This window comes from Gordonia sp. WA4-43 (assembly GCF_020520305.1).
Taxonomy (GTDB): Bacteria; Actinomycetota; Actinomycetes; order Mycobacteriales; family Mycobacteriaceae; genus Gordonia; species Gordonia hongkongensis.
On record NZ_CP084736.1, the window covers coordinates 3,746,451 to 3,758,267 of the forward strand.

Genomic DNA, 11,817 nt, shown 5'->3' on the forward strand with positions numbered 1-11,817 from the left:
CGCCACCCTGGCGCCCGTGACCCGACCTCATCGAGCAGACCGTCCCACGTCCCGACGCACGATTCTGCGGACTGCCGCCGCGGGCGCGCTCCTCGTCCCGGTCGGGTCCGCGCTGGCGGCCTGTGGGTCGTCGAATCCTGGTTCGGCGACGCCGAGTCTGGTCAGAAACCGGCCGGTCCTCACCCACGGGGTGGCCACCGGCGAGGTGACCAGCGGAGGGGCGCTGGTGTGGGCGCGGTCGGACCGGCCGGCGACCATGATCGTCGAGACCGCATCGAGCGAGTCCTTCGGCGCTGCACGGAAATTCCGCGGACCGCAGGTGACGCCCGCCGGCGACGGGACCGGCCGACTGCGGGTGGCCGGCCTGGAGCCCGGCCAGACCGTGCACTATCGCGTCACCTTCGAAGGTGAGGACGGCGCGCTCTCCGAACCGGCGACCGGAATCTTCACGACAGCTCCGGTACGAGACGGCGACATCAGGTTCCAGTGGTCCGGCGACGTGGTCGGGCAGGGGTGGGGCATCAACCCCGATATGGGCGGGATGACCATCTTCGCCACCATGGCCGACCGTGATCCGCAGTTCTTCATCCACTCCGGCGACGCTATCTACGCCGACAACCCGGTCGAGGCGACTCAGGAACAGAACGACGGGAAGACCTATCGGAACATCACCAGTCCGGCGAAGGCGCAGGTGGCGCAGACCGTCGATCAGTTTCGTGGAAACTACGCGTACAACCTGACCGACGACCACTTCCGACGCTTCGTCGGATCAGTCCCGCAGCTGGTGCAGTGGGACGACCACGAGGTCGTCAACAACTGGTTCCCCGGGGAGAGCCTCGAGGGGCAGGGCCGCGAGGGTTACACCGAGATGAGCGTCGACGTGTTGGCGCGCAACGGACGTCAGGCGTGGCAGGAATGGCAGCCCGTCGAGATCGGTGCTTCGGATCGTCTGTACCGCAGGGTGTCATACGGTCCGCTGCTCGACGTCTTCATCCTCGACATGCGCAGCCACAAGGACCCGAACCCCGATGCGTGGTCAGGGGACAACGTCGACGGCTTGCTCGGTCCGGAACAGACCCAGTGGCTCATCGACGGACTGCGGGGTTCGACGGCGACCTGGAAGGTCGTCGCCAATGACCTGCCGCTGAGCATCGTCGTGGCGGACAAGAACACGACACCGCCGGACGGTCCGAAGGCAATGGAAGCGGTGGCCCAGGGTGATGCCGGCGATCCGCTTGGTCGTGAGATCGCGTTCTCTCGCATCTTGTCTCAGACGAAGAACGTTCGGAACGTGGTGTTCCTGACCGCCGATGTCCACTACACTGCCGCGATCTCCTACGAGCCAGACCGCGCCGGCTTCAAGGATTTCGCGCCGTTCTGGGAGTTCGTCGCCGGCCCGTTGCACGCCGGTGCGTTCCCGGAGAGCCCGTTGGACAGCACATTCGGTGCCGAATACGAATTCGTCCACGCGCCCACCGAGTCGAATGTGTCACCGGCGGAGGGGTTTCAACACTTCGGCGAGGTGACGATCGACGGTCGGACCAAGGTGCTGAGCGTGGATCTGGTCGACGCGTCGGGCAAGACCCTGTACCGAAAGGACCTCGAGCCGGCGTCGTGACGACCCGTTGACAGAGTGCGGGATTCGTCCCGGAATCCGGTGCCGTTCCCGCACTCTGCGGAAGCTGCTCACTCGCTCAGCGGCCGCAGGAACTCTCCTGTCACCTCGACAGCGGGTGCGGACGACCCGCCTCCGACGACGAGCGTCGCGAACGCCAGGTCCCCGACGATCCCGGCGAACCAGCCATGCGGGTTCTTGTTGTCGCCGTACTCCGCCGTGCCGGTCTTGCCGCCGAGGCCGGGGATGTCGCGTAGTGCGGTTGCCGTCCCGCGGGTGACGGTGTCACGCATCATGCCTCGGAGCGCACGAGTGATGTCGCCCGGGATCTGTTGCGGTTCCACGTCTCCCGTCGTGTCCATTCCGCGAACCAGGCCGGGGGTCACGGTCTCACCGCGCGCGAGGCTCGCCTCGGCCAGGGCGAGACCGAAGGGGCTGACCGTCACCGTACCCTGACCGATACCGTTCTCGACCCGCAACGCAGGTGAATCGGCGCGGGGCACCGACCCGGTGACGGTCGTCAGGCCCGGAACGGTGTAGTCCGCGCCGATGCCGAACCGTCGTGCCATGGCGGTGAGCGCGTCGTCGGGCAGCCTGTTCGCGAGGGCGCCCATCGTCGTGTTGCACGAGCGCGCGAAAGCTGTTGAAAGTGCCACGGTCCCGAGGTCGAAGTCGTCCTCGTTCGGGATCGTCCGACCTTCGATCGTGGTGCGGCCAGGACAGCGGACCTGTGACGTCGGTTGCACGGCTCCGGCGTCCAGTGCGGCTGCGGTCGTGATGGTCTTGAACGTCGAACCCGGAGGGTAGAGCCCGGACAGCGAGACCGATCCCGACCTGTCGGCAGCATCGTTCTGCGCGACGGCGACGATGCCTCCGGTCGACGGTTCGATGGCCACGACCATGGCAGGGCGTCGTTCGCCGTCGACGGCGAGTTGTGCTCGGGTCTGGACATCGCGATCGAGGGTCGTGCGTACCGGTGGCGTGACACCGGGTTGCGCTGAGTCGACGAGATGAGTGGGTGTGCCGTCGGCGCCGACGATCTGGACGGACCACCCCGCCGTGGCGTCGATGTGCTCGCGCCAGATCTCCTCGAGTCCCGACATCGCCGGCGAATGCAGTGCTCTGGTGGCGCTGAGCAGCGCGCCCTGCTCGCTGAGCGCGACACCCGGAATCGACTCCACCGAGCGCCGGACGCGCCGGAGATCGGACTCGCGGAGCCGGATCACCGTGTGCTGCGGCGCATTGTTGCCTGCGAAGGCCGCGCGGATACCGGCGGCGCTCATACCGGGTTCGACGGGTCGGAGGGCGCGGGCGAGCATCTCCGCCGAATCGAGTTGCGCGCGTTGCAACGCGACCAGGGTGACGGCCTGCCAGGTCATGAGCGGCCGATCGTTGGTGTCGAGGACCGGCGTCCGGTAGGCGCGATCGTCGCTGTACGAGAACGATTCCCCGGCACGGAGTTGCCGGTGCAGGACGGAGGGCTGCCACCGGATCTTCCATTGGGAATCCGACTCGGCGAGAACGACAGAGGTCTGATACTCGACGCTCCGATCGCGGATCTGCCAGCGATGGTCGAGTGTGCCGCTGACCTCCTTGTCGTCGACCAGGTCGGCCGCGACCGAGAGCTTGGGCGTGCGGCCCATGCCATCGAACATGGCGGTGATCGCCGCGCCTGCCGCGGTCGGATCGTCGGTGAGCGCCGCGGCTCTGGTGGCATCGCCCTCCTGCAGCGCGGCCGCGAACGACCGTAGCGCCTCCTCAGGTGATTCTGAGGACAGGAAGCAACCCGACATCGTGCCCACGATCGCCATACATGCACTCACCAGTGCCCACCATCGACGCATGACCCGAGCCAACCCATCGGGACGCCGTGATGCCAAGTTTCGGCACGCGATCGGCCGATAGCGGTTCGCTATCGTCGCTGTTCCTGGTCCGGTTTCAGGTCAGTCATCCGGTCTTCGGAGTTCGGTGACAATCACGCGGGCCACCTCTCCGATGGCGCGGTCGACCTCGGGTAGTGCCATCTCAGATCTCGCGCTCATCGTGAACACCGCGACCGCGATCGGCACTTCGCCGGGGAACTCGATGACGCCGATCTCGTTGCGAACGGCGACGAGCGTGCCCGTCTTACCCGCGACGCTCACCCGGCGGAACGGAAAGCCCGAAGCGAGGCGCGAGGTGAAGACCTGTTTCCTCATCGTCTGGCGAATGAACTCGCACGACGTCGCGGACGCTGCGCGATCGGTCCATATCGCGTCCAGCAGCGTCGTGCAGTCGCGCGGTGTTGCGGCACTGGAGTAGGCGGCGTCGTAGGCGCTGACCGAGGCGTCGAAGTCGGGATCGGCCAGGGCGGCGAACGCTTCGGCGACGGTGCTCGTGCCGGTCTCCCGCTGCAGACGTGCGTGCGATTCGGCGACACCACCGACGATGCGGGTGTGCGTGAGGCCGAGGTCGACCAGGTCGTCGTGGATCTGCGGCAGTCCGATGTGGGCGAGTATGACGTCGGCGGCGACGTTGTCCGAGACGGTCATCATCGAGGTGGCGAGGTCGCGCCAGGAAATGGTGACCGGGTCCGAGAACAGTGCGAGCCCGGTCGGGCCCTGAGCCCACCGAGTGGGATCGACCGAGATCGACGCCGTGAGATCGATGTCGCCGCGATCTGCCATGCGGCACAGGGAGACCAACACCGCGAGTTTGTACACCGACGCGAGGACGACCGGGGTGTCGGCGTCGTGGCAGTACTCGACCGGCGTCGGACCGATGGTCCGAACATGCACGCACCCCGAACACCCGGCGTCGGCGAAGGTCTCGTGGACAGCGCGGTCGAGCTGGGTGCGGACCGACTCGGGGAGGGGCGCCGACGAGCTCACGTCGCCTTGCCGATCCGGTAGAGGGCGGCGGTGACGACCTCAGCCACCTCGCTGAGGCCGGGTTCGCGGTAGACGACGCGAAGGCGCAGCGCGGTGGCGTCCGGTCCGACGGACAGGCAGCGAACGGCGTCGACCGCAGCAAGGACATCGCTATCAACGGTCAGCGCGAAGGCGTGCCCGGCAGCTACTGCCGCCAGTACTTGGTCGGCGGACGTCACCGGATTCAGCTGCGGGTCGAGGCCGGACTCTCGGAGCCGGTCGATCAGCTGGTCGTGCGCAGGCGGGTTGAACGACCTTGGTGTGTGGCAGAAGTGCAACCCCGCGAGTTGGCGCAGGCGCGGCCGATCGGCATCTGCTGTCGGATGCGAAGCGGGCACCACGATCGAACGCTTGAGGACGACGACCGGTCCGGTGGCCAACGACCCGGTGACGCAGGGCGCTTCGACGACCGCAAGGTCGAGTGACCCGGCCGACACCTGTTCGACAAGATTCACCGTCGAGGAGCTGACCGTGTCCTGTCCGGACGCGACCCCGGCGATGCGGCGTGCTAGCGTGGCCGTGATCGTCGGGCCGACCAGTGATGGGGTACCCCAACGCAATACCTCGGTACGCTCGTGGAGCCGCCGGGCCTCGCCGACGAATCTCGAAGCGTCGTCGACGAGTAGACGTGCGCGCGGAAGCAGTTCGCGTCCGGCATCGGTGAGTTCGGCGCCGCGAGTGGTGCGTCGGATGAGCTGGAGTCCCAGCTGCTTCTCCAGGCGACGCAGACCCTGAGAAACCGGCGGCTGCGTCATCTCCAGGCGCGTAGCGGCCTCGCCGAAGTGGCCCTCCTCGGCCACGGCGACGAAGAACCGCAAGTGCCTGATCAGATCCACGGGTTCCAGGATGGCATGGTTGCACGCGGGAAGGGTTCAGCTGAGAAGTGGGCGAGTGTCACTCGTGGAACTCGCCTTTGGGTAACCGAGGACGCGCAGTTGGCGGCCATTGTGTCGGAGTCGCGATCGTCCAAGTGGCCGGAGGAGTTGAGAAGTCCATCCATCTGCCGTGACCGAGGTACAGCGAGAACGCCTCCTCATCAGGGAAATCGCCCATACGCAGGTAGAGAGTATGTCGCTCGGCGTCACCCATGTACCAGCTGGCATCATCCGGATCGGCGACGAAGTGGATGACGGTGTTCATGGCCGACTCCAGATCGGACACAACGGAGTTCCGGGTCACCATGTCGCTCTCAATCCTCGAGGTGGGCTGACACCACGATGTCCTGCAAACCTGCCTGCACCGTCGTGCTGGTGGACGCGGTGGTTGCAGAAGTCTGCAGCAGATACACGACGTTCGCTCGTTGGTACAGCACGTCCTTGTTCGCGAGATACCGCGACCGTCCGTCCGGGCCGACCCAGTGCCCGGCTTGGATGGTTCCGCCTTCGGTGCGGTTGCTGACCGGGAATCGGTCCGCTCGGTCCTCGATCCATCCGGGGAGGCCACGAGACTCCACGAACGCGTGGTCGAGCAGGTCATTCACGTCGACCGAAGAATCGACGATGAATCTCGTAAGGGCGATAGAAATCGCGTCATGACCGCCACGGTCCGCGTGAGCGGTGGCGACGTAGCGGTCGAGGAGACCGCACCGTGCCGCTGCTGGGTCGCGTTGATACGCCGCGTGATCAACGTCCACCCGAACGATTCCGGCAACCGATCGGTGATCGGTCACTTTTGCCTGAGACACCGCCATTAGGCGTAGACGCTCACCGAGGGGGTCGAGATCAGACATTGGCGGCGCTCCTATTTTGATGGATCGCTCACAATATCCGTTGCCGCTCGGTCTTTTGCTGAGCGTTGACGGAGACGGGACATCGGCTAGAGAAGACCCGCAGGTCGGACGATGCGTTTGGACGACGTAGCGCGACCATAGTGCCTGACGCGGGGGCAGTCTGCGTCGCATACCGGACCCAAATGCCCCAACTCGATATGTGACCGTGCACGATCCTGCACAACTCCGCAGTGGTCGACGTTTCGTTGACGGATCCGTTCCTGATCATCTGTCAGCGCAAGAACACCGCTGCCGCGTCGGCGAGGTCGAGCAGCGGTTGCGGAAAGATGCCGAGGGCGACCGTCATCAGAGTGCACAGGGCGATGCCGGTCGTCGTCAGCACACTGGGTTTCACCACGTGCGGGGCGCCGGAGGTGGGAACGTCGTCGAAGAACATGGCGACGATGATGCGGACGTAGACGTAGGCGGCGATGGCGCTGCTGATGACGCCGATGACCACTAGGACGCCGCCGCCGGAACCGGCTGCTGCGGCGAAGACGTCGAACTTGGCGATGAAGCCACTGGTCAGCGGGATGCCTGCGAACGAGAGCAGGTACACCGAGAACATGGCGCCCACCAGCGGGTAACGGCGCCCCAACCCCGACCACTGGGTGAGGTCGGTGGCCTCGCGGCCGGACAGGTGCGGGTTTCGCGGCAGCGGTGCCGTGCCGTGGATGGCGACTGTACGGGCGGACGGACTGGAGTCGGTGTCGGGCTCGCGGATGACGGCGACGGTGGCGAAGGCGCCGAGAGTGGTGAACGCGTAGGCGGCGAGGTAGAACAGCGTGGCGCCGAGTCCGGCCTCGTCGAAGGCGATCAGGCCGAGCAGGATGAACCCGGCGTGCGCGATGGACGAGTACGCGAGCATCCGCTTGACGTCGTTCTGGGTCACCGCCATGACCGAGGCGATGACCATCGACGCGATGGCCACCGCCCACAACGCGGGTTCCCATTGCTCACGCAGGCCCGGGAAACCGACGTAGAAGACCCGGAGCAACGCGCCGAAAGCGGCGACCTTGGTGGCGGCGGCCATGAACGAGGTGACGGGCGTCGGAGCGCCCTGGTAGACATCCGGAATCCACGAATGGAACGGCACCGCACCCACTTTGAAGAGCAGGCCGACGGCGAGCAGCGCCAGCCCGATGAGTGCGAGCGTGGTGTCACCGCCGCTGTCGGCGGTCGTCGAGATCGACGCTCCGATCGTCGAGAGGTTCAGCGAACCCGTGGCGCCGTAGACGAAGGCCGCTCCGAACAGGAAGAACGCGGACGAGAAGGCGCCCAGCAGAAAGTACTTCAGGGAGGCTTCCTGCGAGATGAGGCGCCGACGCCGGGCCAGTCCGCACAGCAGATACAGCGGGAGCGAGAACACCTCCAGCGCTATGAACATCGTGAGCAGGTCCCCACACGCCGGGAACAGCATCATCCCGCCCACCGCGAGCAGGGCCAGGGGAAAGACCTCGGTCGTCACCGCTCCGGCGCGGGTGGCCTCGAACTCGGCATCGGTGTTGGGTACCGAGGCACCGGAGGGGGTGAACATGTCGGCGTCCACACCGCCACCGGCCGGGCCGCCACGCGTGATCGCGTCGTCTCCGCCGCCGACCCCGGCGAGCCTTCGCATCGTCACCGGTGCGACCACTCGCTCGAGTCGGCGCTCGGCCATGAACCCGACGGCGATGACCGCGATGATCAGCAGCAGCCCTTGTAGATACAGCGCCGGTCGGTCGATCACGACCGCACCCGACATCGCGAACTCGCCGTTCGCGCCATCGTGTGTCTGCGCGACCGCCACCGCGATCAGGGCACCCAACCCGACGACCAACCCGCCGAGCGCGAGCGAGAGTTGCAGGGGATACCGCAGACGACGCGGCGCGAACGCCTCGACGAGCACCCCGACGACCCCGACGCCGAACACGATGAGCATCGGTGCGAGAGATGCGTATTCGACGCTGGGGGTGTCGATGGCGGCCAGCGTCATCGGACCGTCGACGAGGGTGGTCGATGTCATCAGTTGCCCTCCGGATCAGACTCGGCGACGGCCGGTTCCGGCGCCTCGACGCCGACAGTGGTGAGCGTTGCCTGTACCGCCGGATCGATCAGGTCGATCATCGGCTTCGGATACACCCCCAGCGCGATGAGGAGGGCGAGCAGCGGAGCGACGACCACGAGTTCGCGACCCGCCAGGTCCCGCATCGACGACAAGCGGTCGCCGGCCGGTTTCGTCGGTCCGCCCATCATGCGCTGATAAGTCCACAGGATGTAGATCGCCGACAGGACGAGCGCCGAGCAGGCGATCACCGCCGCCACCGGGTAGCGGGTGAAGGTGCCGATGAGAACCAGGAACTCGCTGATGAACGGGGCCAGCCCCGGGAGCGAGAGGGTGGCGAGCCCGGCGACGAGAAAGGTGCCGGCGAGGACGGGCGCGACCTTCTGCACGCCGCCGTAGTCGGCGATCAGGGTGCTCCCACGACGTGATACGAGGAAGCCGGCGATGAGGAACAGTGCGGCGGTGGAGATCCCGTGGTTGACCATGTAGAGCGTCGACCCGGTCTGGCCCTGGTCGGTCATCGCGAAGATGCCGAGGATGATGAAGCCGAAGTGCGAGATGGAGGTGTAGGCGATGAGCCGCATCACGTCGGTCTGGCCGATTGCCAGGACCGCGCCGTAGACGATGCTGACGACCGCGAGTCCGCAGACGAGCGGCGCGAAGTACTGGGATGCGTCCGGGAACAGCTGCATGCAGAATCGCAGCATCGCGAAGGTCCCGACCTTGTCGATCACGGCCATCATCAGCACCGCCGAGGCGGGCGTGGCGGCGACGGCGGCGTCGGGCAACCACGAATGCAACGGCCACAGCGGTGCTTTCACCGCGAAGGCGAACAGGAAGCCGAGGAACAGGAGTTTGGCCAACCCGGTCGAGTCGTCGATCTGTCCGCTCGCGACAGCTGCGGCGATGTCCGGCAGCGCGAACGTCCCGCCACCGTCTGGGCCCACCCCGTCCTGGGCGGTCACCACGTACAGTCCGATGACCGCGGCCAACAGAAGGAGTCCGCCGAAGAGGTTGTACAACAGGAACTTCACCGCGGCTGCCGATCGGTTGGGTCCGGTGCCGAACCCGCCGATCAGGAAGTACATCGGGATGAGCATCGCCTCGAAGAAGATGTAGAACAGCAGCACGTCGAGCGCGACGAAGCTCATCAGCACCATCGCCTCGGTGGCGAGGAACAGCGCCAGGTAGATGTGCGGGCCCTTCTGCGCGCGGCCACCCGAATTGTCCAGCGAGCCCGCCGACTCGGCATCGCGCCAGCCGGCCACGAGCAGCAGGGGCAGGAGCGCCGCGGTCAGCAGCACCAGGACGAGTCCGATGCCGTCGAGCCCCAGCGCATACCGCGTACCCAGCGCCGGTATCCAGCTGACGTCTTCGACGAACTGGTAGCGCTCCCCACCGGGATCGAAACCGGCCGCGAGACCGACCGAGAGGACGAGGACAGCCACGGACACCACGAGCGCGAACCATCTCGCCGCGGTCGCCCGGTGCGCCGGGACCGCGAGGACGAGGGCCGCGCCGACGGCGGGCGCAACCCAGAGGATGGTCAACCAGGGGATGCTCACAGGACGTTCACCGCCATCACCAGGGCCACGATCACGGTGGTACCCGCGAACATCGACAAGGCATACGACCGGACATAACCGTTCTGCCACCCGCGTATTCGACGCGACGCGCCGGTCACCGCATCACCGACACCACTGGTGAGCGCGTCGACGCCGTCGGACTCGACCGCGACGAGGCCGGCGGTGACCCGCTGACCCGGCCGCATCAGCAGCTCCTCGTTGACGGCGTCGCCGTACAGATCGCGGCGAGCGGCGACGGTGAGCACCGATACGTCCTCGGGCGCGGTCACCGGCACCGGTCGAGTCGCGTACTGACGGTAGGCGACAGCCACGCCGACGGCGACCACGAGCAGGATGATCGCCGTCATGGCCCACACCGGGAGGAGATGGTGCTCGGTGTGTCCTCCGACAACGGGTTCGAGCCACGTCTCCAGCGACCCGCCGATGGCCAGCAGGCCGCCCGATGCAACGGAGCCGAGCGCGATCAGGATCATCGGGCCGGTCATGACACGCGGCGACTCGTGCGGGTGAGGTGCCGGCGCGTGCGTGCCGTCGTGCCAACGCTTCTCGCCGAAGAAGGTGAGCAACATGACCCGGGTCATGTAGAACGCGGTGATCCCAGCGCCGAGAAGTGCTGCGCCACCGAGGATCAGACCTTTCGCTCCACCGGCGCCGAACGCGGCCTCGATGATGTGGTCCTTCGAGTAGAAGCCCGCGAACGGCGGCACACCGATGATCGCGAGATACCCGACACCGAAGGTGACGAACGTGATCGGCATGAGGGTGCGCAATCCGCCGTAGCGGCGCATGTCGGTCTCGTCGTTCATCCCGTGCATCACCGATCCCGCACCGAGGAACAGCCCCGCCTTGAAGAAGCCGTGGGTGAGCAGGTGCATGATGGCGAACGCGTAACCCGCCGGACCGAGCCCGGCGGCCAGGACCATGTACCCGATCTGGCTCATCGTCGACGCGGCGAGCGCCTTCTTGATGTCGTCCTTCGCGCAACCGATGACGGCGCCGAACAGCAGGGTGACCGCGCCGACGACCACGACCCCGACCTGGGCGGCGGGGGCGAGGTCGAAGATCGGGCCCGAGCGCACGATGAGGTAGACGCCTGCGGTCACCATGGTCGCGGCGTGGATCAGCGCCGACACCGGCGTCGGGCCCTCCATCGCGTCGCCCAGCCACGACTGCAGCGGCACCTGCGCCGACTTGCCGCATGAGGCGAGAAGAAGCACGAAACCCAGTGCGGTGAGTGTCGTCTCGCCCGCCTGGGAGGCACCGTCGAACACCGCGGTGAAGGCCACTGAGCCAAAGGTGGCGAACATGATCATCAGGGCGACAGCGAGTCCGATGTCGCCGACCCGGTTGACGACGAATGCCTTCTTGGCCGCGGTGGCCGCCGACGGCTTGTGCTGCCAGAAACCGATCAGCAGGTACGACGCGAGTCCGACGCCTTCCCAGCCGAGGTAGAGACCCAGGTAGTTGTCGGCCAGGACCAGGACGAGCATGGCCGCGAGAAACAGGTTGAGGTAGGCGAAGAATCGGCGACGATCCGGATCGTGCTGCATGTAGCCGATCGAATAGACGTGGATGAGCGAGCCGACGCCGGTGATCAGCAGGACGAAGCACATCGACAGCTGGTCGAGGAGAAACCCGAAGTCGACCTGGAGCTCGCCCACCGGTACCCAACTGAACAGGACGTCCGACACGACGCGGTCGTCGGCAGATCGGGACACCATGCCGATGAACATGATCAGCGCCACCGCGAACGACGCGATCGCGAGGCCCGTCCCGAGCAAATGCCCCCACCGGTCCGTGGCGCGACCACCGAGAAGGAGGATCGCCGCACCCAGGAGCGGCAGAGCCGGTATCAGCCAGAGCAATGACGCAGTGAGTTCGGCGTTCACCAATCC

9 protein-coding genes are annotated in these 11,817 nt (G+C 66.6%); 1 reads left to right on the forward strand and 8 read right to left on the reverse strand.

The features are described from left to right. Positions 1 to 16: 16 nt before the first annotated feature. On the forward strand, positions 17 to 1,618 hold the full coding sequence (locus LEL84_RS16840; RefSeq protein WP_226512241.1) for an alkaline phosphatase D family protein: 1,602 nt from the start codon (positions 17 to 19) through the stop codon (positions 1,616 to 1,618). 68 nt (positions 1,619 to 1,686) lie between these two features. On the opposite strand, the gene LEL84_RS16845 is transcribed toward LEL84_RS16840, so the two are convergent. From LEL84_RS16845 to nuoL, 8 genes are all read right to left on the reverse strand, one after another. After that, positions 1,687 to 3,459, reverse strand: a complete 1,773-nt coding sequence (locus tag LEL84_RS16845; RefSeq protein ID WP_226512242.1) for a penicillin-binding transpeptidase domain-containing protein — start codon at positions 3,457 to 3,459, stop codon at positions 1,687 to 1,689. A 99-nt stretch (positions 3,460 to 3,558) separates the two neighbouring features. Continuing rightward, a complete protein-coding gene (locus LEL84_RS16850; RefSeq protein ID WP_226512243.1) occupies positions 3,559 to 4,485 on the reverse strand; it encodes a serine hydrolase in 927 nt (308 codons plus the stop codon). Beyond that, a complete protein-coding gene (locus LEL84_RS16855; protein WP_226512244.1) occupies positions 4,482 to 5,360 on the reverse strand; it encodes a LysR family transcriptional regulator in 879 nt (292 codons plus the stop codon). The genes LEL84_RS16850 and LEL84_RS16855 overlap by 4 nt, the downstream gene beginning before the upstream one ends. A gap of 58 nt (positions 5,361 to 5,418) precedes the next feature. Beyond that, positions 5,419 to 5,664 (reverse strand): hypothetical protein, encoded by a 246-nt coding sequence (locus LEL84_RS16860; RefSeq protein ID WP_226512245.1) that lies wholly within the window; start codon positions 5,662 to 5,664, stop codon positions 5,419 to 5,421. Positions 5,665 to 5,713: 49 nt separating this feature from the next. Continuing rightward, positions 5,714 to 6,253, reverse strand: coding sequence for an LpqN/LpqT family lipoprotein (locus LEL84_RS16865; RefSeq protein WP_226512246.1), 540 nt, complete (start codon positions 6,251 to 6,253; stop codon positions 5,714 to 5,716). A 271-nt stretch (positions 6,254 to 6,524) separates the two neighbouring features. Beyond that, the gene (gene nuoN / locus LEL84_RS16870) at positions 6,525 to 8,297 is read right to left on the reverse strand and encodes an NADH-quinone oxidoreductase subunit NuoN (RefSeq protein ID WP_226512247.1); all 1,773 of its coding nucleotides are present in this window, start codon (positions 8,295 to 8,297) and stop codon (positions 6,525 to 6,527) included. Beyond that, entirely contained in the window at positions 8,297 to 9,901 is a 1,605-nt protein-coding gene (locus LEL84_RS16875) for an NADH-quinone oxidoreductase subunit M (RefSeq protein WP_137810099.1), read from the reverse strand. Before LEL84_RS16875 ends, nuoN begins: the two co-directional genes overlap by 1 nt. After that, entirely contained in the window at positions 9,898 to 11,811 is a 1,914-nt protein-coding gene (nuoL, locus tag LEL84_RS16880; protein WP_159369890.1) for an NADH-quinone oxidoreductase subunit L, read from the reverse strand. Before nuoL ends, LEL84_RS16875 begins: the two co-directional genes overlap by 4 nt. Between the last annotated feature and the right edge of the window lie 6 nt (positions 11,812 to 11,817).

Excerpts from the sequence above, each read along its gene's own strand:
- LEL84_RS16845 (WP_226512242.1), bottom strand. The coding sequence starts at position 3,459 with ATGCGTCGATGGTGGGCACTGGTGAGTGCATGTATGGCGATCGTGGGC.
- LEL84_RS16860 (WP_226512245.1), bottom strand. The coding sequence starts at position 5,664 with ATGAACACCGTCATCCACTTCGTCGCCGATCCGGATGATGCCAGCTGG.
- LEL84_RS16865 (WP_226512246.1), bottom strand. The coding sequence starts at position 6,253 with ATGTCTGATCTCGACCCCCTCGGTGAGCGTCTACGCCTAATGGCGGTG.
- nuoN (WP_226512247.1), bottom strand. The coding sequence starts at position 8,297 with ATGACATCGACCACCCTCGTCGACGGTCCGATGACGCTGGCCGCCATC.